This window comes from Vibrio sp. (genome assembly GCF_047973365.1).
In the GTDB taxonomy this organism is placed as follows: domain Bacteria; phylum Pseudomonadota; class Gammaproteobacteria; order Enterobacterales; family Vibrionaceae; genus Vibrio.
The window spans coordinates 1-25,315 of the sequence record NZ_JBKEBW010000056.1 but is presented as its reverse complement, the minus strand read 5'-3'; the positions used below and the strand labels follow the sequence as shown (position 1 = coordinate 25,315).

The 25,315-nt window shown below is 43.6% G+C and carries 23 protein-coding genes and 1 pseudogene; 21 read left to right on the top strand and 3 right to left on the bottom strand.

The features are described from left to right. Positions 1-356 precede the first annotated feature (356 nt). Complete coding sequence (locus tag ACK5MF_RS08155) at positions 357-1,139, bottom strand: hypothetical protein (protein WP_416921124.1); 783 nt, start codon at positions 1,137-1,139, stop codon at positions 357-359. 420 nt (positions 1,140-1,559) lie between these two features. On the opposite strand from ACK5MF_RS08155, the gene aroQ reads away from it, so the two are divergent. The 12 genes from aroQ (at position 1,560) to ACK5MF_RS08095 (ending at position 11,520) form a co-directional block, all read left to right on the top strand. After that, on the top strand, positions 1,560-2,009 hold the full coding sequence (gene aroQ, locus ACK5MF_RS08150) for a type II 3-dehydroquinate dehydratase (RefSeq protein ID WP_416921122.1): 450 nt from the start codon (positions 1,560-1,562) through the stop codon (positions 2,007-2,009). 61 nt (positions 2,010-2,070) lie between these two features. After that, positions 2,071-2,529 carry an acetyl-CoA carboxylase biotin carboxyl carrier protein gene (gene accB, locus ACK5MF_RS08145; RefSeq protein WP_416921120.1) on the top strand — a complete coding sequence of 153 codons (459 nt, stop codon included), beginning with the start codon at positions 2,071-2,073 and terminating at the stop codon, positions 2,527-2,529. Positions 2,530-2,595: 66 nt separating this feature from the next. After that, positions 2,596-3,942: an acetyl-CoA carboxylase biotin carboxylase subunit gene (accC, locus tag ACK5MF_RS08140; protein WP_416921118.1), complete on the top strand. Its 1,347-nt coding sequence runs from the start codon at positions 2,596-2,598 to the stop codon at positions 3,940-3,942. A gap of 585 nt (positions 3,943-4,527) precedes the next feature. Further along, on the top strand, positions 4,528-5,415 hold the full coding sequence (gene prmA / locus ACK5MF_RS08135; protein ID WP_416921116.1) for a 50S ribosomal protein L11 methyltransferase: 888 nt from the start codon (positions 4,528-4,530) through the stop codon (positions 5,413-5,415). A gap of 155 nt (positions 5,416-5,570) precedes the next feature. Further along, entirely contained in the window at positions 5,571-6,539 is a 969-nt protein-coding gene (gene dusB, locus ACK5MF_RS08130; RefSeq protein ID WP_416921114.1) for a tRNA dihydrouridine synthase DusB, read from the top strand. A 23-nt stretch (positions 6,540-6,562) separates the two neighbouring features. Then, positions 6,563-6,859 carry a DNA-binding transcriptional regulator Fis gene (fis, locus tag ACK5MF_RS08125; protein ID WP_000462885.1) on the top strand — a complete coding sequence of 99 codons (297 nt, stop codon included), beginning with the start codon at positions 6,563-6,565 and terminating at the stop codon, positions 6,857-6,859. Positions 6,860-7,377: 518 nt separating this feature from the next. Beyond that, positions 7,378-8,268: a TIGR04255 family protein gene (locus ACK5MF_RS08120; RefSeq protein ID WP_416921089.1), complete on the top strand. Its 891-nt coding sequence runs from the start codon at positions 7,378-7,380 to the stop codon at positions 8,266-8,268. Then, positions 8,268-8,846 carry a hypothetical protein gene (locus ACK5MF_RS08115; protein WP_416921087.1) on the top strand — a complete coding sequence of 193 codons (579 nt, stop codon included), beginning with the start codon at positions 8,268-8,270 and terminating at the stop codon, positions 8,844-8,846. Before ACK5MF_RS08120 ends, ACK5MF_RS08115 begins: the two co-directional genes overlap by 1 nt. Positions 8,847-8,849: 3 nt before the next feature. Further along, the gene (locus tag ACK5MF_RS08110) at positions 8,850-9,761 is read left to right on the top strand and encodes a hypothetical protein (RefSeq protein ID WP_416921085.1); all 912 of its coding nucleotides are present in this window, start codon (positions 8,850-8,852) and stop codon (positions 9,759-9,761) included. A 47-nt stretch (positions 9,762-9,808) separates the two neighbouring features. Next, positions 9,809-10,240, top strand: coding sequence for an Abi family protein (locus tag ACK5MF_RS08105; RefSeq protein WP_416921083.1), 432 nt, complete (start codon positions 9,809-9,811; stop codon positions 10,238-10,240). Between the two features lie 281 nt (positions 10,241-10,521). Further along, a complete protein-coding gene (locus ACK5MF_RS08100) occupies positions 10,522-11,052 on the top strand; it encodes a porin family protein (RefSeq protein ID WP_416921081.1) in 531 nt (176 codons plus the stop codon). A 126-nt stretch (positions 11,053-11,178) separates the two neighbouring features. Next, a complete protein-coding gene (locus ACK5MF_RS08095) occupies positions 11,179-11,520 on the top strand; it encodes a hypothetical protein (protein ID WP_416921079.1) in 342 nt (113 codons plus the stop codon). A 27-nt stretch (positions 11,521-11,547) separates the two neighbouring features. Here the strand turns inward: ACK5MF_RS08095 and ACK5MF_RS08090 are convergent, their stop codons facing one another. Next, positions 11,548-13,086 carry a Fic family protein gene (locus ACK5MF_RS08090; protein ID WP_416921077.1) on the bottom strand — a complete coding sequence of 513 codons (1,539 nt, stop codon included), beginning with the start codon at positions 13,084-13,086 and terminating at the stop codon, positions 11,548-11,550. A 237-nt stretch (positions 13,087-13,323) separates the two neighbouring features. On the opposite strand from ACK5MF_RS08090, the gene ACK5MF_RS08085 reads away from it, so the two are divergent. After that, on the top strand, positions 13,324-13,629 hold the full coding sequence (locus ACK5MF_RS08085; protein ID WP_416921075.1) for a PTS fructose transporter subunit IIB: 306 nt from the start codon (positions 13,324-13,326) through the stop codon (positions 13,627-13,629). Then, entirely contained in the window at positions 13,611-14,405 is a 795-nt protein-coding gene (locus tag ACK5MF_RS08080; protein WP_416921073.1) for a PTS sugar transporter subunit IIA, read from the top strand. Before ACK5MF_RS08085 ends, ACK5MF_RS08080 begins: the two co-directional genes overlap by 19 nt. A gap of 32 nt (positions 14,406-14,437) precedes the next feature. On the opposite strand, the gene ACK5MF_RS08075 is transcribed toward ACK5MF_RS08080, so the two are convergent. Further along, positions 14,438-15,325 carry a helix-turn-helix transcriptional regulator gene (locus ACK5MF_RS08075; RefSeq protein ID WP_416921071.1) on the bottom strand — a complete coding sequence of 296 codons (888 nt, stop codon included), beginning with the start codon at positions 15,323-15,325 and terminating at the stop codon, positions 14,438-14,440. 260 nt (positions 15,326-15,585) lie between these two features. On the opposite strand from ACK5MF_RS08075, the gene ACK5MF_RS08070 reads away from it, so the two are divergent. The 7 genes and pseudogenes from ACK5MF_RS08070 (at position 15,586) to purD (ending at position 25,005) form a co-directional block, all read left to right on the top strand. Further along, complete coding sequence (locus tag ACK5MF_RS08070; RefSeq protein WP_416921069.1) at positions 15,586-17,481, top strand: PTS fructose transporter subunit IIABC; 1,896 nt, start codon at positions 15,586-15,588, stop codon at positions 17,479-17,481. 328 nt (positions 17,482-17,809) lie between these two features. Further along, positions 17,810-19,009 carry a mannose-6-phosphate isomerase, class I gene (gene manA, locus ACK5MF_RS08065; protein WP_416921067.1) on the top strand — a complete coding sequence of 400 codons (1,200 nt, stop codon included), beginning with the start codon at positions 17,810-17,812 and terminating at the stop codon, positions 19,007-19,009. A gap of 135 nt (positions 19,010-19,144) precedes the next feature. Further along, complete coding sequence (locus tag ACK5MF_RS08060) at positions 19,145-20,176, top strand: LacI family DNA-binding transcriptional regulator (protein WP_416921065.1); 1,032 nt, start codon at positions 19,145-19,147, stop codon at positions 20,174-20,176. A gap of 156 nt (positions 20,177-20,332) precedes the next feature. Continuing rightward, entirely contained in the window at positions 20,333-21,832 is a 1,500-nt protein-coding gene (locus ACK5MF_RS08055; RefSeq protein WP_416921063.1) for a PTS transporter subunit EIIC, read from the top strand. Between the two features lie 136 nt (positions 21,833-21,968). Beyond that, positions 21,969-22,046: pseudogene (locus tag ACK5MF_RS08050) on the top strand (phosphoribosylamine--glycine ligase); the annotation flags it as partial. A 58-nt stretch (positions 22,047-22,104) separates the two neighbouring features. Continuing rightward, positions 22,105-23,697: a bifunctional phosphoribosylaminoimidazolecarboxamide formyltransferase/IMP cyclohydrolase gene (purH, locus tag ACK5MF_RS08045; RefSeq protein WP_416921061.1), complete on the top strand. Its 1,593-nt coding sequence runs from the start codon at positions 22,105-22,107 to the stop codon at positions 23,695-23,697. 15 nt (positions 23,698-23,712) lie between these two features. Beyond that, the gene (gene purD, locus ACK5MF_RS08040; protein ID WP_416921059.1) at positions 23,713-25,005 is read left to right on the top strand and encodes a phosphoribosylamine--glycine ligase; all 1,293 of its coding nucleotides are present in this window, start codon (positions 23,713-23,715) and stop codon (positions 25,003-25,005) included. Positions 25,006-25,315: the final 310 nt, after the last annotated feature.

Here is a 25,315-nt window from a genome sequence, read left to right as displayed (position 1 = left end):
CTAAGTTCATTTCCTCGAATAAGGGCATTGCTACAATCGAACAATGATTTAACTCGAGCCTGATTAAAGTTCTTTAGAGATTTAGAAAGTGTTTTGTGGCAAAATTTTGTTATAAGCATGGCATCTTGAGTTGTGTTTTTTTGTTTTTTGGCGATTACATAAGATCACAACTCGCCATGCTTGTCTATTTTTTGGGGATTCGTCAGTGCGAAGGCAGGAATCTAAACCCGAGCACATGCACAAAGAGCGAGATCCCGGATAAATGCTACGCATTTTCCGGGATGACGTGGGTGAGCTCGCATTTTTCGGGATAACGCGAGTAAGCTAATGCATTCTCCGAGATAACGGGAAAACTTTTAATCAAACTGATAAGTATAAGAAGCAATCACCCGCTTATCTGGATCATCCAAGTAAGTGTTGTTGTCCATTATAAAAGTCATCAAACTGAACGAATTGTTCTTATTGGCCAAATAACTCAAACCAGCGCCGGCAAAGAAACCTTTATAATTCTCGCCTTCATCATTTTCCGAACCGTAAGTTCCGGCCGCAAAGCCCATTAAGGTCAGTTTTTGTGTCAACGGTCTTAAACCAAACGCGCCCACATAGCCGCTGCTACCGGCAGAATCTGCCATATAGAAACCATTATCCGCACTTGGAGTGCCGACGAAGCCCACCTCGGAACATTTACTTGCACTATCACCATCACAACGAGGTGACTCACCATCGTTATAGGTGTAACCCGCCATCGGGAATAACTGAACGCCTAATGGTTCAATACCAAACACACTGAGCGGAATAAAAGTGCCGACACTATAGTTGGTTTGCGTGGCGCCATTGGTGTATTCATTCTTACCAAAGTTAAAATTGAGGATACCAACCGGAAATAACCAAGATCCGCCGACCCGCCACTCGCTGGCATCATCATTCAAACGAACATTGATCTTACGCGCCTCATCAAGCGCCAGAGAGCCGGAGAAGGAAACATTACTATCATCAAAGTCATAGTTATTGGCGTAGGATATCCCTACCTTGGTGATCACCTTAGTCGGATCATCCGCTAGCTTAGATTTGTTATCTTTAATATCGCTATTGGGTGCTGCATAGGCAGCTCCAGCCACCGCCAATGACACTACCGACATCCATGGAATTATTTTCATCTTCACCACCTTACTGACAAGCATATAAAATAAAGTTTGACTGATACCCTCCGAACGGATCGAGACACAAACTTAAATAACATGTCAGTGTAATTCACCGTACGGTATCAAATATCAGACGAAAGACAGCTTTTCATTTTTCAGAAAAATCCGACTATCATTTTATAAAATGATAGTAAATCCTTTCTTTTTGTGCAGAACTTAGCGCTTACTCCCATTTCACCTATACTCAGGATTAAACAAAAGTGATAAGACCAGTAATTTGCTGCCATTTGCCGTGAATTAGCTATAATCTTGGTCAATTTAAAAATTTATACGAATTTTTGACAAAAGACAGTGTCAAATACGAGAAGATTCTCAAGAATCTCCGATTCGCTCTATATAGAGGAAGATGACCACACAATGGCTGCCAAATCACGCATTCTTGTTTTAAACGGTCCGAACCTAAACCTATTAGGTTTACGTGAGCCGACACATTATGGTTCTAACACCTTAGAACACATTGTCGCGACCTTAGGTGAAAATGCGGAAAAAGCAGGTGTTGAGTTAGCACATCTTCAATCCAACCGCGAATATGAGCTTATCGAAGCCATTCACCAGGCTCATGGCAATGTGAACTTCATTATTATCAACCCAGCAGCATTTACTCATACCAGCGTCGCCATTCGTGATGCTTTACTCGGCGTGGCGATTCCGTTTATCGAAGTCCATCTGTCGAACGTACATGCTCGCGAACCATTCCGTCATCACTCTTACTTGTCTGATAAAGCACAAGGGGTGATTTGCGGTTTAGGTGCGCAAGGTTATGAATTTGCTCTGTCTGCGGCAATAAAAGCGTTGCAGACAAAGTAACCCAACACTCTGCAGTCCGAATGGACTGTCTTACTCAACAAGATAAAAGAGAAAAGAAACAATGGATATTCGTAAAATTAAGAAGCTAATCGAGTTAGTTGAAGAATCAGGCATCGCTGAACTGGAAATTTCTGAAGGCGAAGAGTCAGTACGAATCAGTCGTCATGGTGTACCTGCTCCAGCACCCATTCACTATGCAGCACCAGCACCGGTTGCCGCACCAGCGCCAGTAGCGGCACCTGTGGCAGCAGCACCCGTTGCAGTAGCAGAGGCTAGCGTACCGGCAGGTCACAACGTTCTTTCTCCAATGGTGGGTACTTTCTACCGCTCACCAAGTCCAGACGCAAAACCATTCATCGAAGTGGGTTCAAAAGTGTCTGTTGGCGATACGCTATGTATCGTTGAAGCAATGAAAATGATGAACCAAATTGAATCAGACAAATCTGGTGTTGTTACGGCAATCCTACTAGAAGACGGTCAACCAGTAGAATTCGACCAACCACTTGTTGTTATTGAATAAACTTGTTGTGATTGAATAAGTTGTTATTAAACAAATAGTTGTTATCGAATAATTGAGGCCTTGTCTATGTTAGATAAAGTAGTCATCGCGAACCGAGGTGAAATTGCACTTCGTATTCTTCGCGCGTGTAAAGAATTAGGGATCAAAACGGTGGCAGTACACTCTACTGCTGACCGCGATCTAAAACATGTACTGCTAGCAGATGAGTCCATCTGTATCGGTCCAGCATCCAGCATGGAAAGTTACCTGAACATTCCTCGCATCATTTCTGCTGCAGAAGTCACAGGCTCAGTGGCTATCCACCCTGGATACGGCTTCCTGTCTGAGAACGCAGATTTTGCTGAACAAGTCGAGAAAAGCGGTTTTATCTTCGTCGGTCCGAAAGCGGAAACCATTCGCCTGATGGGTGACAAAGTTTCAGCCATCAACTCGATGAAGAAAGCTGGCGTACCTTGTGTTCCGGGTTCTGATGGCCCTCTGGATAACGACGAAGCGAAAAACAAAGCGCATGCTAAACGCATTGGCTACCCAGTCATCATCAAAGCGTCTGGCGGCGGCGGCGGTCGTGGTATGCGTGTGGTTCGCGCTGAAAAAGATCTGGTTAACGCCATCAGTATGACACGCGCAGAAGCCAAAGCAGCGTTCAACAACGACATGGTTTACATGGAGAAATTCCTCGAAAACCCACGTCACGTTGAAGTTCAGGTTCTTGCGGACGGCCAAGGCGGCGCAATCCACTTAGGTGAACGTGACTGCTCTATGCAACGTCGTCACCAAAAAGTGGTTGAAGAAGCGCCGGCACCAGGCATCACAGAAGAGATGCGTAAATACATCGGTGAGCGCTGTACTCGTGCCTGTATCGAAATTGGTTACCGCGGCGCAGGTACGTTTGAATTCCTCTACGAAAACGGCGAGTTCTACTTCATCGAAATGAACACTCGTATTCAGGTTGAACACCCAGTAACCGAAATGGTGACAGGCGTAGACTTGATCAAAGAACAACTGCGTATTGCCGCAGGTCAACCGTTGTCATTTACGCAAAATGACATCAAGATCCGCGGCCACGCTGTTGAGTGTCGTATCAACGCAGAAGACCCAGTACGCTTCCTGCCAAGCCCTGGTAAGATTACTCGCCTGCACACCGCTGGCGGTATGGGTGTACGTTGGGAATCGCATATCTACACAGGTTACACAGTACCACCGTACTACGATTCAATGATCGGTAAGCTGATCACTTTCGGTGAAAACCGCGATGTAGCAATTGCACGTATGCGTAACGCACTCAACGAAATGATTGTCGAAGGTATTAAAACCAATATCCCTCTACAACAAGAAATCATGAAGGATGAGAGCTTCCAACATGGCGGTGCGAACATTCATTACCTAGAGAAAAAACTCGGTATGAGTAAATAAATCGCATCAAATGCTTTGAAAATGCTCACTTCGGTGGGCATTTTTGTTTTTGTGTTCGCTTCCACGCGTGAAAACTGGAGGGAAAATACAAGTAAGTGATTGTAACTGCTGTGAATGAGTTAAATTTACAAAATTTCGTTTTGACAATTACCTTCAGACTGCGCTTTATACTGAGCTGCTTCGTAATCTTTACGCAACCTTAGCCTACGAACATCCTTAGCTAAGGTACTCAAAGAAACTTCACCATTCCGTATTTGTTCCAACCTTTTTTGACGAGCTTTGGCAACCAATTCCATACTAACTCTGTTCATTATACCAACCCCTCATCAAACACAATTGAAACATCACCGTTCATATACTTATGCTCTCAGAATTATCATCTCTCTATAGTGAATTTTCTTCCATAATAATTCAAAGCTAAAACATAGAGTTAGCTCGCACAGCCGCTAATTTCATCCTAATAGCAAGCCCAAAACAGACAACGAACAAAGTTGCAGCACCTTAAGCTCAGGGGTAAACTCTGCGCCATTATTTAAGACCAAGAGCTAGTACCGAACTAGCACCAAGAACGAAGAGAGCAATCACATGCCTTGGATTCAAATTAAGCTTAACGCGACCAATGAAAACGCAGAACAGATTAGCGATATGCTAATGGAAGAAACCGGCGCGTTATCCGTCACTTTCCTCGATGCAAAAGATACCCCTGTATTTGAGCCACTACCGGGCGAAACTCGCTTATGGGGCGATACAGATGTATTAGCTCTCTACGACGCGCAAGCCGATACCGCGTTGATTCTCAGCCAAATTCGCGACAGTCAGCTTCTTCCTCAAGGCTTTGCCCATAAAGTGGAACAGATTGAAGATAAAGACTGGGAACGCGAATGGATGGATAACTTCCACCCAATGAAGTTTGGTGAGCGTCTGTGGATTTGCCCAAGCTGGCGTGATGTACCCGACCCAAGTGCTGTGAACGTGATGCTCGACCCGGGTCTTGCATTCGGCACAGGTACTCACCCAACCACAGCATTGTGTCTTGAGTGGTTAGAATCGCTCGATTTAAGCGGCAAAACCGTTATTGATTTTGGCTGTGGCTCGGGCATCCTAGCGATCGCCGCGATCAAACTCGGCGCTGCAAAAGTTATCGGTATCGACATCGATCCACAAGCTCTGCTAGCGTCTAAAGACAACGCAGGGCGTAACGGCGTTGAAGATCAAATCGAAGTTTACTTGCCTCAAGATCAACCTGAAGGGCTGGTTGCTGACGTAGTGGTCGCCAATATTCTTGCAGGTCCATTACGTGAACTTTCACCAATCATCAAAAGTTTGATGAAACCTGGCGGCAAATTGGCGATGTCGGGCGTGTTGGATACTCAGGCTGAAGATGTCGCGAACTACTACCGTGATGAACTACAAGTAGACCCTATCGTTGAAAAGAGCGAATGGTGTCGAATTTCAGGGCAAAAATTGAGCTGAAGAATTATTAGCCACCTAATTGATTGATTATTCGCCTATTTACAAAAACAATTTGTAAATGCTCAAATATTAGTCTTTTCACGCAGTAAAAAAATGCGTAAAATGCGCGCCCTTGCTACTGGTCGATTGACCTCAAAATAAGCTGTGAAAACATTTTGAAGATCGGAAACTATCAACTCGAAAATAATCTTATCGTCGCCCCGATGGCGGGTGTTACCGATAGACCATTTCGCGAGTTGTGTCTTCAATACGGTGCGGGAATGGCAGTCAGTGAAATGATGTCTTCTAATCCTGCATTGTGGGGAACCGAGAAATCAAAAAGCCGCATGGTACACCAAGGCGAATCGGGCATTCGCTGTGTACAAATTGCGGGAAGTGACCCACAGCTGATGGCAGATGCTGCTCAATTCAGTGTGGAAAACGGTGCGCAAATCATCGACATCAACATGGGTTGTCCAGCGAAAAAAGTGAATAAGAAGCTAGCCGGCTCTGCACTGCTTCGTTTTCCAGATCTCATCGAAGAGATCTTAAAAACCGTAGTTGATGCAGTGGATGTCCCTGTGACACTCAAAACCCGTACTGGCTGGGATACAGACAATAAAAACTGTGTCTACATCGCTCAATTAGCCGAAAACTGCGGCATACAAGCACTGGCTCTCCATGGGAGAACGCGCGCTTGTATGTACAAAGGTGAGGCCGAATATGACAGCATTAAAGCGGCGAAAGAGGCAATCAATATTCCGGTTATCGCTAATGGTGATATCGATTCTCCGGAGAAAGCCAAATATGTGCTTGAGTACACAGGCGCTGACGCTTTAATGATTGGACGCCCTGCCCAAGGTCGTCCGTGGATTTTCCAGGAAATCCAACACTATTTGGAAAACGGCACCACAATGCCAGAACTTCCTCTTGAGGAAGTAAAAAGCATTATGCTTGGTCATGTAACCGCTCTGCATGGTTTCTATGGAGAGTATTTAGGCCCACGAATCGTGCGTAAGCACGTGGGTTGGTATCTTAAAGAGCATGAGGAAGCAAGTGAGTTTCGCCGTACCTTCAACGCCATAGAGGCAGCACCGCTGCAATTAGAAGCGCTTGAAGGTTATTTTGATAACGTTGCATCATAATTAAGAGAAGAGCTAGACCGAATATGTTCGAACAAAATCTGACTTCAGAAGCTTTAACAGTAACTACCGTAACTTCACAAGATCAAATCACGCAAAAACCACTACGTGACTCCGTTAAAGCATCTCTTAAAAACTATCTTGCTCAGTTAAATGGTCAAGAAGTGACAGAACTATACGAGTTAGTTCTAGCGGAAGTTGAACAACCACTATTAGACACCATCATGCAGTACACTCGCGGTAACCAAACTCGCGCAGCCACTATGATGGGTATCAACCGCGGTACTCTTCGCAAGAAACTTAAAAAATATGGTATGAATTAATAATTCACGCATAACCAATTGATATTAAAAGGCTTTTGGTTAACCATGAGCCTTTTATTTTTTAAGAACTACCACAAGTGAAAAACTACCATATCTAGTCGGATTAATTTTATTCATGCGAAATATTTTCATAATTTCCCAGTAAAACCAAATTTACCATAGCCCCTCCTTCCCCTATCATTTAAACCTAATCTAATAACATCGATATCTCTAACATAAAAAATGCACCCAAACTCACTTAACATTAAGTGACAAGTCCAGATATCGGCCATTCAAATCACCGAATCCAATTTGAGGTACCACTTTCTTTACCTTCAAATTTGAACGAATGAATATAATGTTATCGCTATTGGGTTAAAAATATTAACCAATAATATCAATAGGTTAATTAAAACCCCAAAAACAACCCCGACAAAAAGTTTACTCAAAATTAATATTATTAATCTATAAAAACTGTATAAGTTGTGTATAATTTAGTGTATAAAACACACTTTACATTAGCGAAAAGCAGGTCAAAAATGTCAAAGAAAGGATATGAACATGCTCCTTTGCTCATGGCTCTAATCGATATTAAATTTTCCTCTATCCCTAACTTTTATGAAGACGGGAAGTTAATTGATGTTGAGTCATCTCTGCGTGATATTGGTTTTGTTGAAAAAGTGGTAGAAAATCAACAAGAGTTTGCATTCGAGATTAAACATGATCAAAAGAGTGGTCAGACGGTACAAATGCAAAAGCCAGCAGTCTCAGGGCAAGCTAAGCAGCGTTGGATATTCCTAGATTTAGAGCGAACTACATCAGTGTACCTTGCACAAAACGGGGTCTCTATTAAAACCACGCATTATACGACGCATGAAGAGTTTATGGAGACGTTCAATAATGTTCTTCTTCGCATATCTGATGTTTTTGAAACTATGCTTAAGGGAGCTGTATCCCAAATTGGCACCCGCTTTTTGAATTTGATAGTACCATTGCCGGGTAATGATGTATCAAGGTATATAGATGAAGCATGGTTACCTAATAACACTATTCCTGAAATAAATGGCATTGAGTCTGGTATTCACAGTCGTTTGACAATGAACTATAAGACTAGGCAAGGAAATTTACGGGTAGAATCAAACAAATTTTCTCCTGAGCCTGGTGTTAATATATCAATAATACCTAATGAGTTATCGGATAATCCTGATTCTGCTTTAAACATAAGAGAGCTCCCATGGTGGCCTCATCAGCTAGATAATCAAGTAAGTTATTTAATATTAGATATTGATTTAAATAAGAAATTGAGAAAGTTATTTAATGTTGAAGAAATCATGGAAACCTTAAGTGATATGAGAAAAGTTACAAAGCCAGCTTTTGAAATGTGTATAACAGACGATGCAAGAGCTGATTGGATAATTAAGGAGGAATAATGGATACATCAGGAAGAGCATCTCGTTTTTCTTCAAAAAAACTTACTACTGCAACTGTTTTAATCTGGGGAGTCGTTACGGGAACTAACGCGTCTGAAGCCAAAGATTACTATAGCTCATCTCAAAGTTATAGTTGGGTAGTTGAAAGCAGTTCACAAGATATACAAGCGGTTTCAACGCAAGATATGGTTAAGGTTGTTTTGGCTACCTATGGTCTTGCTGTTAAAGACTTTGAACCTATTTTAGGTGTTGGTAGAGCGAATATATATAACTGGAAGAAAGGGCTCAATGAGCCGAACCCAACTCAGTATGAGAAAATCAAAACTCTATATGATATTTCTAAAGTACTGACGAAACCATCATCGAAAATTGGTCGTTTAGCTAAAACATTTAGTTATGGCGAGCTTTCTTTTATTGAACGTTTATCCGCGACTCGACTTGACTATGCGGAGATCGCAAAACATCACTCATTATTAGTATCTAAAGTAGAAGCACAACAGAATGCTTACGATAATATGAACAAAAAAGATCAAGTTGATAGTGAAGATTTTTATGTTTCAATGGAAGGAACGGTTTAACGCATGAGTACTTCTTTCGAAGAACAGCAAGCCAAACGAAATCTCATCAATGATAATGGTTGGAGACAAGGTTGTGTTATCGAACATGACCTTGTAAAAGGTTCTCAGTTTGTTGTTTGTGAAGTTCTTCAAAATGAAGTCAAGAATAAGCATCAGGCTAAGCTTATTATTATATCTCAGGACTGTGATATTTTGTCAGAAGAGCAAAATATTGAATGTCTGTTATTAAAAAAAAGCTCAAAAGAAAATAAGACCATTCAAAATGGTCTTAGTCCAAGAAAAATCCAACTTAATAAACCTATAAATGATATGTTTTGGGAAACCAAAGCTGACGATGTGATCATCATATCGAAAGAGTTCTTGATGGAGCATGCACATCAAGCAGATTTCGTCATTCCTGATAAACAACTTCTTAATCTGAAACAATGGAAAGCCAACCGCTATACAAGAAAAGGTTTACCCGGTGTATTTGTTGAAAAGACAAGACATGTTTTTTGTAAGCCCAGAGATAGAGATCAACCTGATGATAGCCTTTTAAATTCAGATTTGTTCCTAAAGTTCTCTGCTTATATAGCATCTATTCGGGTCTATTGTGAAGAATGTTGTAATGGCGACATAAAGTGTGGTTTTATTTTACTGTACAAATCTCGAGAGTGCCGAGCAGATGGTGTTGATGTCGATGATATAGAAGAAATTCTTAATGAATGTCTCTTAGATAGGCTAAGGGAAATAGAAGGAATTGAATTGATTAATGATGATAAATCAGAGAGTTCCTTGTTTAATATATTTGATTTAAATGATGTTATGTCTGATATGGAGTTCCCATTGGGACTAGTATCAGAATTTCCTCGATATTATTTCGACTCAGTATCATTTTCTGACGATGAAGATGATGATGAAATGGACGAAGATTAACGGTTGTTTTTTTTGTAAATAATTAATTGGCCGCAAACAACACGAAATTGAAATTTATTTGTAGATACCGTGCTGAAAAAATTTGGGGAAAATTCGCTATAGGTTTTTCTGATTCAACGCTTTTAATCTCCCTGTCATCGACATTACGAGCACTAAACTACCTACGTAATGTTTGTGCTCATCACAGCCGTTTATGGAACCGTAACATCGTTGAAAAGCCCAAACTTCCGTCAAAGGAAGAACTGCCTTGGGTTGCTCCGTTTATTACCAACGACTGGTTAAGAGTACGCCCGTTCTTACTACTTTGTATCACCAAGCAATTAATGGATTCTATTAACCCAACATCTACATGGTGGGCTCGCTTGAGTAGTTTAATGTTAACTGAACTACCCGATATGAACGCAATCGGACTAGATCTAAAAAGTATGGGTGTAACTGAAGACTGGACACATATTTTCCCGCCTCAAGAAGAAAAATAGGCAATAAAAAACCCCTAAGCAACTCACCGTTAAGTGAACCGATAGGGGTCGTGTTGCTGCAAACTATAAGTGAGAGATGCTCATTTAGCAATAACTTCTGGTTAATTTTTTGAATTAGCTCGACACAATAAAAGCCGATAGAGGCTGAAGAAAAACTATCATTTGCACTTTTTTGTACAACCCAAAGCAATGAGACTTAACTCACACCAAAGCATTAGTACGGCACCTACATTCACTCACTTATATACAAATACAACAAGTTAATTGGCATGGTGATGGAAATGAAAGTGATGACAATGAAATTTTTGCAGTGTGTAATCGTAATAACCGCTTTATTCTTCGGTAGTGCTCAAGCAGCAGATAGATACACCCCTCACCCATACGTTGGCATGACCTACAGCTATGTAGATGCCGAGCTTTATGGTTACTCCGTTGATAACGGGCTTCTAGGCGCATTAGTCGGATTTCGGTTTCACAAAAATTTAGCGGTCGATTTCAGAGCATACGCCAATGCTTCTGATGACGATATATTCGGCGCGAAGGTGGAAGTAGAACGTAGCTTTTCAGCTCTAGCCAAAGGGATTATTCCTGTTCATGAATATTTCGAGCTTTACGGTCTGTTCGGTATTGCAACATCCAAAATAAGCTACGGTATTTTTTCTGAAAGTGATGAAGATATCCAATACGGGGTCGGGATAGCAATCAATAGAGGTGAGGAGTTAGAGACCCAAATTGAGTGGATGAAGCTGTATGACGACAAGAATCTTGATGCTTCGGGGATTAATTTGAATATTGTTTATCATATATTCTAATTTCGACTTCTCCACATAGGAAAAGCCTCTCTTGATTCAGAATCCAAACCTTCGGGTTTGGATAAATTTGACTAACAAATAAAATTCAGATAAATAATTATTTTTAATTATATATTTGGTTTTTTTATGAAGTTTGTCGTTATATTTTTGACTCTATTTTCAAATCTGCTATGGGCTGCTGACTTTACAATAGATGTTGTAAACCAATCTAAACAAGACTTAGTAATAGAACTTTCCGGAGCGGGAAAAGCGGTGATCAGAGCAGCTACTGATGATTTATATTATTCTAAGTCCGTCAATTACAGAGATGGTTCTGGCGTAATGAGTAAAGGATGTCAGCCTCGATTTGGTGGCACTTTTTGCCAGTTTGAAAGCTGGAACCCCAACAAGGGGCTTTTAGTTTACAGCAATAATTGCACCCTTGAATCTGGTCAGTTATCAGGAAATTACACATTAAAATGTAACTAAACGTCAGGCGTATAGTTAGAAAGATGGTTAATCGGGCATAATCCCATGCAAAAATGTGGCGAATGGAACCACCTCGCTATCGATTGATGCACGCTCCAATGCTGATAGATACGCGTCCCTCTCCGTAACTGGCACAACGGTCCAGCGATAGCCACCTAATAGGAACATTAAGTTCATCAGGAATCGGCTAGTTCGACCGTTACCATCCGGAAATGGGTGTATATATCCCAAGAAAAAATGTCCAAGCACGGCCTTAACCGCAAAATTCGGTTCCTGCACAATGAGCTGCTTCAACGCATCCATACAGTCCATAAGATGTTCGCTTTGTGGCGGCATGTGCCTTGAGGTGCGAATCATAATCGGACCTTTTCTGTAACCCGCAAGATCACGTTGGTGAATAATACCAGCGGTAACACAAGGCTTGAAAAGTGCGGTATAAATTTGAGTGATGCTGATGTCCAGCAAATACTCTAAATCGAAATCATCTTTCCCTTCTTCATGAGCCTCTTGAATCAGCCCACGTAGCGCTTGGAAAGCTTCATAGTAACCACGAGCAGCCAATGCATCTCTTTGCTTTTTATCAGCTTCAATATGCTCGCTATCCCACTCACCTTTCGCTACTCGGTTGATTAACTCTGTCGTAACCACATAACCTTCGATTGACAACGAATGATAAGCATCAGAGACATATACCTTATCAACGGTATCAAGTAAATCTTCTAACGGTCTTTGAAAGAAGTCAGTGAACGTCTTATCGACAAATACCTGTTCAACATCCCCGCGAAATTTTTGCCAAAGTAACCTAACCCGCACAGCCGCTGCCGATTCTTGGCGTTTATTACCAATTTTAATGACTGGCACCTCAAACGGATTCTCAGGTTTAATCGGTGAAAGCCCGGCCGCGGAGATGATGTTGCTAAGATTTCGAGAGTCGGCTTTTCGGCCGATTTCCAAATAAGCACCGATCAATCGATTAGAAGATTGAACATTTTTAGTGACAAGTAAACTGTCGGCGACTGCATTAACGTCAGATTGCCCCAATGCAATTTGTACAGCCAAAGGGTTGGCGCGATAAATTGTTGGCGCTAATCCAGCCAAAGCAAATTCTAATGTAAGAACCCGAACACCTTGAAATTCAGTTAGGTGCGTTGGTTTATCGGATTTCTTTATCACCATTAGGCTCATGTCATTTGGTAATGAAATGTACTTTGTTGCGCCTTCACTGGTAAAAACGACCAGTTGTTTCGGTAAATAGTTGTTTACGGTGTGGATGTCGATCGATGCTTCCGGGTTTAGCCAATAGTCATCACCGTAAGCTTCTTGTAAGTATTGACCAACGAACTGCCAAATTGATTGATACCATAACGCCGACTCACCCGCCTTCTCTACCGTGATGTCTGCATCAAATAAGTACCAACCTCTAACGATCTGTTTTAGATATCCTTCGGACACCAGTAGGGTTCGTGTTGCAGGCTTTAGGTTACGGCTATTGACGATGTTGCCAGATCGAGTTGCAGCCGCTTCCCTTAGTGCCTCAGCTAGCTTTTCATTGCCGGTTTTTGCCATAACTGTACCTTGCTTTCTATACGTGATATTAAGAATACTATGCGTTGATTAACTATATCACTTTCAGTTACGCAATTAAATTACTCTCAGTTACGCATATAGATTACTCTCACTTACGCGTATAGATTACTCTCAGTTACGCAATCAGACAGTATTGAGTTCATCGTCACCGTGTATTTGTCGCTCGTAATGATATAGTCTCCCTAGTTATATCATTACCCAAGGAGATTGCAGACGATGAAAATCGTAGCTGTCACAGCTTGCCCAACAGGCATCGCACATACCTATATGGCTGCGGATGTTTTACACAAGGAAGCGCAAAAGCGTAATATTTCAATTAAAGTCGAAACTCAGGGAGCGATGGGGATAGAAAATGCTCTCACGCCGAGGGAAATCTTATCGGCGGATATTCGAATGATCGTCTCCGATATCGAAATAGAGGAAAAAGAGCGTTTCAAAGGCTGCACGACCTTGCACTACTCCATCGAAGAAGTACTGACTAATGTGCAAGACATCATGAATAAATGTCTGTCTCAGATATGATCACCACGCGTATTACCTTTGTTCTGGAAGATAATCGCTTTGCTGCATGGCAACTGAATGAGTTGAAACAGCTTGCGAGCTATTTCCATTCCTTATTCGTGCTCTACAACATCACTCGCGGTAAACAGGCCAATTTGAACGAACCCCTTTGCGTTCTCAGCTTAGGGAGTTGCTGTCATGACGTTTGTCAGATAGCGATAGAGGGCCTGGATTCAGAACTGGCTTGTATGGTTCTCACCGAATATCTCAGAGATCATTCCAGCTTGCTTTCCACTTCACACAAACAAAATTTTCAGGCTCCGCAGTTATTTAGCCATCATAGCTCATTCAAGCTGCCATTCAGTTATCAATGGCATTACGTTCGCAAAACTCACTATCCAGATAAAGATTGCGCTCTTGTTCGCTTAGCTCAACTGGCTTCTAGCCAAAACCAACTTGCCATCCATCAGCAACTGATCACTAGAGAATCCATATCGTCGACGGCGATTCCCGGTGGCATCGCCATCCCGCATGTTGTCAGCGAATTTGTTCAGCGACCGACTTTTATCATTCAATCGTTAGACTCGCCTTTAGACTGGGATTCACCACAGGAAGATGTGCGATTTATCATTGCGCTGCTGCTTCCCAAAGCGCTCAAGAGAGAGTACATCATTGCCGCGACTCGTTTAACTCGCTGGTTAATTAACCCAAAAGCTCAGCACTTTATATTGGACGCTGACAGAGAAGAGACCATCAAAGGTATTCTGCTGCATGTTATGGCGCATATTGACCCGTAAACCTTTGGTCTATAAAAAATCACAGCGACGACTTATTGTATTCGCGAGCGGTATTGCGAAGGCGTCATGCCTGTTCGGGTTTTAAACACCCGAAAGAAATAGTTCACATCCTGAAAGCCACAACGAATCGCCACTTCTGCCAGCCTGAAGCGATATTTCTTCAACATAAATTTCGCCCGTTCCATTCTCACCCAGGTAATGTAATCGGCAAGTGTCATATGCCCTTGTTGACGAAATAGACGTGATAGATGATTCGCTGAAATATTAAATCGCGACGCAATGCTGTCGCGAGTGATTGAGCGGTGGAAGTTTTCCTGAATGTAAATACAAATGCCCTGATAGACATCTTCGCTGCGCTTGTTCGATGATTGAACGGGATGCTCTAAAATACCGAGCGTGTAGGTTAATAGCGCACACAGCAAATACTCATCCACTGGGCTCTTTTTCACTTCCGTCGCGAGCGCATTCAGGCTTTCCAGTATGTTATCGATCGCAAATCCAGTTCTGGTTGGAATACTGTGTTTCTGCACATCATAAAACCCACTCTCGCCCTTTTTCTTGGCAACAAAGCTAAAACCCAGTTGCCTGCGACCAAACAGTAAGCTCAGTACCGAGCAATCTTCCCCCCACTCAGGTTTATTCCAACAGTTGGGAGGAATATAGAGCGCATCGCCAGCCAAAATATCGACGGTAGTGATGCCTTGCTCGGCATCCTCAATCTGATTTCGATAGCTTCCTTTCAGTACCAGTTCGACTCGGGGAAAGTTAACCTGATAACAAAAAGGCGGCGGTGTCTGCTTATCGCCAGCAAACCAGATCCTCTGGCAACTGTCTCGTTCATCAACAATCGCTTCGATAATGCTACTAAAAACTTGGCTCACACCGCTTCCACCTAGGTATCGTAAATCCAATAATTTCATCTTATCGAATAGTCGAAAAATAATCACCTACATCAAAAGTTGCAGTTTCTATAATTAATACATTGAATTTTAATAAAAATAATACTTTCCAGGAGAGGAAAACCATTATTAAAAATAATCGACCAGGATCACGTTTAAATCACAAGGTTACAATAATCCAGTAAATGCATTCTCAGTGCTCTACTCTAATTTCTGTGTTAGGACCACAATTAAGCTAACGATAGTAATAACAAACAATAGCAATAACGTAGGGAACGACAATGATCACTGAACTCATCAATGAGAGGTTGATACTACTCAACCTCAAAGCAAACGATAAATCTGGCGTGCTCGAAGAACTGGCTAACGTGCTTGAGCAAGATGGACGCCTCAATGACAAACAACAATTTTTGCAAGACATCTACGCCAGGGAAGAACTTGGCAATACCGGTTTTGACGATGGCGTAGCGATACCGCACGCAAAAAGCATCGCGGTACAGTCACCTGCGGTGGCTATCGGTATCAGCAGAAATGGTATCGATTATGGCGCTGACGATGGTCAACCATCCAAACTGTTCTTTATGATTGCCTCACCTGACGGCGGCTCTAACCACCATATCGAAGTGCTTGCAGAACTCTCTTCCAAGCTGATTGAACCCGGCTTTATCGACAACTTTTTAGCGGCAAAATCGCAAAAGCAAGCGCTGGATCTTTTACTGGCCAAAAACAAAGAAAAAGCGGTCACCACGGGCGACAAAGGATTTTTAATCGGTGTGACTGGCTGTCCAACTGGGGTCGCACATACCTATTTAGCCGCAGAGTCACTGGAAAATGCCGCCGCAGAAATGGGCTACCGCATCAAAGTAGAAACCAATGGTTCAATCGGCGTGAAGAATAGCCCAACCGCCGATGACATTGCCAAAGCAGACGCGATCATTATTGCCAGCGACAAACAAGTCGACATGGCGCGTTTTTCCGGCAAAAAATTGATTGAAACTGGCGTAAAAGAGCCGATCCGTGATGCGAAGAATTTAATTAACCGCGCACTGAATGCGAACGTCTATCAGAGCGATGCAAAAGCGCAGCAAAACGCCACCAGCGCTTCATCAAGTAAACGCAATGATTTGTATCGCTACTTAATGAATGGTGTATCGCATATGATCCCATTCGTTGTCACCGGTGGTCTTTTAATCGCACTGGCATTAGCGATTGGTGGACAACCAACCGAAGCGGGTATGGCGATTCCACCGGGAAGTTTATGGAACAAAGTACTGGATGTCGGCGTGGTCTCTTTCACGCTGATGATTCCAATTCTGGCTGGTTATATTGCTTATGCCATTGCTGACCGTCCGGGGTTAGCACCGGGTTTAATTGGCGGCTGGATCGCCAACAATGGCTCTTTCTATGGAGCAGAAGCAGGTACAGGTTTCATTGGTGCGATTATCGCAGGCTTACTGGTTGGTTACTTCGTTAAGTGGCTAACCAGCATCAATTACCACAAGTTCATTCAGCCACTTGTGCCAATTATGATTGCGCCAATTGCCGGCTCGCTATTTATCTCCAGCTTATTTATTTTTGTTATCGGTGCGCCAATCGCAAGTTTGATGGACAGCCTAACCGCGCTACTGACTACTATGAGTACCGGTAACTTAGTACTGCTCGGCATTGTATTGGGTGGTATGGCAGGCTTCGATATGGGTGGCCCATTCAACAAAGTCGCCTTCTTGTTCTCCGTTGGTATGATTGCCAGTGGTCAAACTCAGTTTATGGGCGCAATGGCATGTGCCATTCCTGTCGCGCCTCTGGGCATGGGGTTGGCTACCTTTATCGGTCGCAAACTGAACTTGTTTGAAGACTCAGAAATCGAAGCCGGTAAAGCCGCTGGCGCTATGGGTTTAGTGGGTATTTCTGAAGGTGCGATTCCGTTCGCTGCGCAAGATCCAATGTCAGTCATTCCAGCTAACGTGTTGGGTTCAATGGTTGCCGCAGTGATGGGCTTCTCTTTCGGCATTACCAACAGCGTGGCACACGGCGGCCCTGTCGTTGCTCTGCTAGGTGCAATGAACAAACCACTACTCGCATTGGTTTGTATGATCGCAGGTTCAGTGGTTACCGCCGTGGTGTGTATTAGTCTGAAAAAAATGCGTCAGGCAAAATTACAACAAGCGGCAGCTTAAATAACGCTCTCCGCCCATGTGCCACTTAATGGGCGGAACTTTGACCACAATCAAGCGCCTACCCTTTCAGTTTTGTCGTACTCCTGTTCTAATAACAGGAGTGAGTTTGTTAACAAAGTTGGTATTCGATTTATAGCTGTCATCCCGGAAAATGCACTAGCCCCTACCATCGTCATCCCGGAAAATACGCAGTATTTATCCGGGATCTCGCTCTTGTGCATGTGGTTGAGATTTAGATTCCTGCCTTCGCAGGAATGACAATATTGGTTTTATTATCAGTCGTACTCCTGCTTTAATCGCAGGAGTTTTTAAATTTGGAAATATCATTATGAGTCAGTTCGCTAGCACGCCGTTTTTTGTCATGAAAAATAAAATCCAGAACTACCCATGGGGCAGTGTGGATTCTGTCCATCAGCTATTTAATATCGCCAACCCAAAGTCTGAACCACAAGCAGAGATCTGGATGGGTGCGCACCCTAACGGTTGTTCTGAAGTGGAAGTGAACGGGCAGTCACTGTTGCTGAGCGAACTCGTCGCGCAAGATAAAGAGGCGATCCTTTCTGCAACGACAGCGCAGCAATTTGGTGAACTCCCTTATCTTTTTAAAGTACTGGCTGCCGCTCAGGCGCTGTCTATTCAGGTACACCCAAGCAAAGAAGAAGCGGAAATTGGCTATGAGAAAGAGAACCTTGCCGGTATCGCAGCGAATGCTGCCAATCGAAACTATAAAGATCCAAACCATAAGCCTGAGCTGGTTTATGCGTTAACCCCTTATCAGGCGATGAACGGCTTTCGTTCACTAAGCGACATTATCAGCAACTTTGAAGAGTTAAAGATTGAGCAACTCAGCACCCTGATTGCAGCATTGAAACAAGCACAAAATGAAACGGGCTTAGAAACCTTCTTCACTCAGTTACTTTCTTTGCAAGGCGCGGAAAAAACCACCGCAGTAGAAGCACTGTTAGCATATGCGCAAACCAACGCAAGTGAGCCACTGTTTGCCTTAATTCTAGAGCTTGCACAGCAGTATCCGGGCGATATTGGCTTATTTGCGCCACTGATGCTTAATGTGCTGACACTGCAACCGGGTGAAGCCATGTATCTGGATGCTCGGACACCGCATGCCTATCTAAAAGGTACTGGTCTTGAAATTATGGCTAACTCAGACAACGTGTTACGCGCAGGTTTAACGCCAAAATATATGGATGTACCTGAGCTCGCGAAATGCACTAAGTTTGCAGAAAAACCCGCAAGCACACTGTTGCTTGCGCCAGTAGAACAGGAAAACGTGCTACTTTTCCCCGTCCCTGTTCCCGATTTTAAGTTTGCCATTTTCCCCAAACCAGACCATGTACAAGTGTCAGCAAACAGTGCTGAAATTCTGCTGCCACTGGATGCGGATATGACACTGCAAAGCCCTGACGGTCAAAGCGTGACCATTAGCAAAGGGCAATCGGTATTCGTCCCAGCTTACACCCAAAATTACCAACTGACTTCCGCAGGCCGAGTGGCTCGTGCTTATTGTTAGGATTAGTTAGTTCAAGACACTAAAAATGGCGAACTCATCAGTTGATGTGTTCGCCATTAATCTTTTACCTAAACCTACTGAAGAACAGATAATATTTGCTAAACTGCAAACCTCTTTTATATCGAGATTATTACCATGCTCGACACCACCAGCCACAAAGTGACCATCAAAGATATTGCCAAAGCAATGAATATCTCTGCGACTAGTGTTTCAATGGCGCTACGCGGTACAGGTAAATTATCGGATACCACGAGAGAAGAAATACTCGCAACAGCTCAACGAATGGGGTATGAGAAAAACCATACCGCAGCAAAGCTACGTTCTAAATACAGTAAAGTTATTGGCATTATCGTCGGCGATATCAGTGATAGTTTCACATCAAAGAGCCTCAAAGGATTAGTTTCCCAGATCACTAATGACGACTATTTAATCAATATTTATCAGTGTGATAACCAAGCAGAAATGCTGGCAACTCAAATACGAAAATTGGTTTCGCAAAATGTAGATGGCATTTTTTTATGTCTCGAGGAAATCCCCTTACCTGACTCACTGTTGAACATAGTTCCGAGCCACATTCCACTGGTTAATCTATCAAAAGGCAACACAGGGCCGAAGAACCTTAACTATATTGGGGTCGACCATGTCTTAGAAGGTAAAATTGCCGCCGAGCATCTGATCAACCTCGGACATAGAAGAATCGCCTACGTGGGGGGGCAAGCTCACTCTTTGTGTCGTGCCGATCGTGTATCTGGGTATTGTAAAGTACTAAAAGCGACGAATCTTGCACTAAATTTGCAATGGATATTAGCATCCGATAACGCCACCATTGACCGAGTGATTCAAGATTTGATTATCGAAAACTCGTCAATTTCCGCACTGATCTGTCATGACGCTTTTACTTATAATGCAGCGCTATCCGCGATAGAAGAAGTGGGGCGTAAAATTGGCACCGACCAAATCGTAGGTAAGCACATCTCATTACTGCACTTTGCAGATAAAGCCAATGATTTTCCATTGAAATCTCATCCTTTAACTGTCATTGCCGACCTAGAAGAACTTGGCGTACAAGCATGGAAAAGATTTATCGAGCTGAATAACCAACTAAGGGCCTCTTGCCAAAGAGATTCTCTGAGCTACGAGCTGCTACTGCCAGCAAGAATTGAATAGACAACTTCAAGAAAAATGTGAAGTAACACGTTAAATTTAAACAGTTACTTTATAGGTAACACGTTAAACCTTAGCTTTTTTTATTGAAATATTTAGCTTCACTCATTGCGAAATTCATATAATTTTCCTGCCATCAGAACTGACAGGAACCGTCATATGAACATATTAAAATCGCTCCACAGCGCCGTTTCGCGCTTATCGCTCATCGGTAGAGCGTTAATGCTACCTATCTCCTTGTTACCTGCCGCTGGCTTACTATTGGCATTTGGTGACAAATTCAGTTTACCGCTCATGATGAATGCGGGTGGTGTTATTTTTGATAACCTGCCATTGTTGTTTGCTATCGGCTCTGCGGTTGGTCTGGCTGGTGAATCCGGCATTGCCGCACTATCGGCTGCGGTATCTATCCTGATCATCAACACCACCATAGGTACACTGCTAGGGATCACTCCGGAAATGGCTTCCGAAGGTGGCCGTTATGCGATGGTTCTTGGTATCCCTACATTACAAATGGGTGTCTTTGGCGGGTTAATTTCTGGTATTTTAGCCGCCTACTGCTACAACAAATTCCACACCATCAAACTGCCGGATTTTCTTGGTTTCTTCTCTGGGAAACGTTTCGTACCCATCGCGACCGCCCTCTCATCTTTCGTTTTGGCGCTGATCCTTCCTCACGTATGGGAATACATCCAAAATGGTATTGATGCTTTGTCGAGTATCGTCAATGGTGAAAACCAAGCCGTTTCGACCTTTATTTTCGGGCTAACCGAGAGAGCCTTAATCCCATTAGGATTACACCATATTTGGTACCCTTCGTTCTGGTACTCTTTTGGTGAATACACCACAGCAGCAGGCCCTGTTATCCATGGTGACCAAACTATTTGGTTTAAAATGCTGGAAGAAGGTGTGAAATCATTCTCAAGCGATAGTTACCAAAACGCGGGTAAGTTTATGCAAGGTGAGTTTCCATTGATGCTATTTGCACTACCGGCAGCTTGTTTAGCCATGTATCACGAAGCTCATAGCAAAAATAAGAAAATTGCTGCAGGTATTCTATTCTCAGCGGCACTCACATGTTTCCTAACTGGTATTACTGAACCTGTAGAATTCACCTTCATCTTCGTTGCCCCCATCTTATATGTGTTCAACGCAGTGATGGCTGGTCTTGCTTACATGAGCATGTATCTGCTTGAGGCGCATATTGCGAAATCTTTTTCAGCCGGCCTGATTGACTACATCTCATTTGGTATTGTGCCGTCGTTAAATGGTTTTGAAACCAATTACCTCAATGCCATCATTGTCGGCGTTCCAATGGCGGCGATTTATTATGGCGTATTCCGCTTCGTGATTCGCCGTTTCGATGTCAAAACACCGGGTCGGGTGACTGTGGTATCGAACATTGATGATCTGAGCGATGAAGAACTGGCACGAAAAGTATTAGACAATGTGGGTGGGTTAGACAACATTGCCTCATCCACCGCTTGTATCACTCGTTTACGCTTACAAGTCAAACAAGGCGTACAGATCAACAAAGAAGGGTTAAGCTCTCTCGGAGCTAAAGGCATTGTCTATGTCGGCGATAGCGGTGTACAGGTGATATTAGGTGCGCGGGCGCAGTTCATCTCTAACGAAATTGAAGAGATGCTTAGCGCCTAGTTACACCCAAAGCTAATCATAGCGAATCAAGTTAGGATGAGGCACAAAGCCTCATCCTATTCTCTGCCACTTTCTTAACCCAAAACCTTTCTATATATAAAAATAAGCCCTCAACGATTTTTCACTTGAAAAACCTATTTTTAGATATTATTTTGCCCATGCCAAACGATTGCGCGAGATCTTTTGTAATAAATTGGTTAGAATACGCGCCATTCGAAATCGGTCATTTTCTCGAATTTAACTAACTTCATGAATTAAAGGAAAAGGGAAGCATGAGTAACGCTCGTCCAATTCGCCGCGCACTGATCAGTGTTTCAGACAAAACAGGCATTGTTGAGTTCGCCCAAGCGCTAGTACAGCGCGGTGTCGATATCCTATCTACTGGCGGTACAGCTCGCCTTCTTGCAGAGAAAGGCGTTGCTGTGACTGAAGTTTCAGACTACACCGGTTTCCCGGAAATGATGGACGGACGCGTTAAAACGCTCCACCCGAAAGTTCATGGTGGCGTGTTGGGTCGTCGTGGCCAAGATGACGAAATCATGGCCACTCACGGTATCAAGCCGATTGATATGGTGGTGGTTAACCTTTACCCATTCGCAGCAACCGTGGCAAAAGCAGGTTGTACTCTAGAAGATGCGGTTGAGAACATTGATATCGGTGGGCCAACCATGGTTCGCTCTGCGGCGAAAAACCACAAAGATGTGACTATCGTAGTCAATGCATCAGATTATGACCGAGTCATCACTGAAATGGATGGCAACGACAAGTCGCTAACACTTGCGACTCGTTTCGACCTGGCTATCGCGGCATTTGAACACACCGCAGCCTACGACGGCATGATCGCCAACTACTTCGGCACTATGGTTCCCTCTTACGGCGAGAACAAAGACGGTGACGACGAAAGTCGCTTCCCGCGCACTTTCAATATGCAGTTCGAGAAAAAACAAGACATGCGTTATGGTGAAAACAGCCATCAAGCAGCCGCTTTCTACGTAGAAGCAAACCCTCAAGAAGCTTCTGTTTCAACTGCTAAACAGATTCAAGGTAAAGCACTTTCATATAACAACATCGCAGACACAGACGCTGCACTTGAGTGTGTGAAAGAATTTGCAGAACCTGCATGTGTTATCGTTAAACACGCAAACCCTTGTGGTGTGGCTCTGGGTAAAGACATTCTGGAAGCTTACAACCGCGCTTACCAAACAGACCCAACCTCAGCATTCGGCGGCATTATCGCCTTTAACCAAGAGCTCGACGCAGCAACCGCTTCAGCGATTGTTGAACGTCAGTTCGTTGAAGTGATCATCGCGCCAAAAGTCTCTGCAGAAGCGGTTGAAGTCGTCGCAGCGAAGAAAAACGTGCGCCTGCTTGAGTGTGGGCAGTGGTCAACCAAGACTACCGGTTTTGACATGAAACGCGTTAACGGTGGCTTACTGGTTCAAGATCGCGACCAAGGTATGGTTTCTCAGGACGACCTGAAAGTCGTGTCTAAACGTCAACCAACCGAAGAAGAGCTAAAAGATGCCCTATTCTGCTGGAAAGTGGCGAAATACGTCAAATCAAACGCCATTGTCTACGCAAAAGGCGACATGACGATTGGTGTCGGCGCAGGTCAAATGAGCCGCGTATACTCAGCGAAAATTGCCGGTATTAAAGCGGCAGACGAAGGTCTTGAAGTGGCAGGCAGCGTCATGGCTTCCGATGCATTCTTCCCATTCCGTGATGGTATTGATGCCGCAGCAGAAGCTGGTATCAAATGTGTGATTCAGCCAGGCGGTTCAATGCGTGATGACGAAGTGATTGCCGCCGCAGACGAACACGGCATGGCGATGATCTTTACCGGTATGCGTCATTTCCGTCACTAATTTAAGGATTAAACAATGAATGTATTAATTATTGGTTCCGGCGGTCGTGAGCATGCACTGGGTTGGAAAGTGGCTCAAAACCCTAAAGTTCACAACATCTTTATCGCACCGGGCAATGCGGGTACCGCGCTAGAGCCTAAGCTGCAAAACGTCGCGATTCAGGTTGAAGATGTGGCAGGTCTGGTGGCATTTGCCAAGGAAAACGCGATTGATTTAACCATTGTTGGTCCTGAGGCACCACTGGTTATCGGAGTGGTTGATGCGTTCCGTGCTGCCGGTTTAGCTATTTTTGGTCCAACTCAGGCGGCGGCTCAGCTCGAAGGCTCAAAAGCTTTCACCAAAGATTTCTTAGCTCGTCATAACATTCCAACTGCGTCATACGCTAACTTTACTGAAATTGAACCAGCATTGGCTTACGTTCGTCAGCAAGGTGCGCCTATCGTGGTTAAAGCCGACGGTTTGGCGGCAGGTAAAGGCGTTATCGTTGCGATGACTCTTGAGGAAGCAGAAGACGCGATCAAAGACATGCTCGCTGGCAATGCTTTCGGCAGCGCAGGCAGCCGTGTTGTGGTTGAAGAGTTCCTTGATGGTGAAGAAGCCAGCTTTATCGTCATGGTGGATGGTGTCAACGTGCTACCTATGGCCACCAGCCAAGATCACAAACGTGTCGGAGACAAAGATACTGGCCCAAATACCGGCGGTATGGGTGCTTACTCTCCTGCTCCTGTGGTGACTCAAGAAATCCATGACCGCATTATGCAACAAGTAATCTACCCAACCGTACGCGGTATGGCAGCGGAAGGTAACCCATACACAGGGTTCTTATATGCAGGTCTGATGATCGATGCTACGGGCACGCCTAAAGTTATCGAATACAACTGTCGTTTTGGTGACCCAGAAACCCAACCTATCATGATGCGTATGCAGTCAGATATGGTCGAACTCTGTTTAGCAGCTATCGATGGCAAACTTGACCAAATGGAATCAAAATGGGACCCACGCGCTTCGATCGGTATCGTACTAGCGGCGGGCGGCTACCCTGGCGATTACCACAAAGGTGACGTGATTTCTGGCTTGCCAACCGTTGAAGTGGAAGGTCAAAAGGTTTTCCATGCCGGTACGACTGAAAAAGACGGCAACGTAGTGACTAACGGTGGTCGTGTACTCTGTGCAACAGCACTGGGTAACACAGTATCTGAAGCACAACAACGCGCTTACCAGTTGACCAAGCAGATTGATTGGAATGGTGTCTTCTACCGCAATGATATCGGCTACCGTGCAATTGCGCGTGAGCAGTCTGATAAGTAAAAAAGACTCTTCTTTTAAAGTGAGATTCCACCTTTATCCTTTCGTCATTCCTGCCCTTTTCGTCATTCCTGCGAAGGCACAATGCTGATCGTTTAAAGAAAATATAACTACTTGAACGATCTTGCAGTTCAAGCAAACTAACTCTTCGTAACTGAGGAGTTAGTATGTTTGCCAATGAATTAGATGACCTTTCTACTTGCTATCCACTGAACACTGAATATCTTGAAGTCCTTAATGCACAATTGCCTATTGAATGGGTGAACGACGCGTTAAACCTAACAACACATGCAACGGTTCGTCGCCGTAAAAT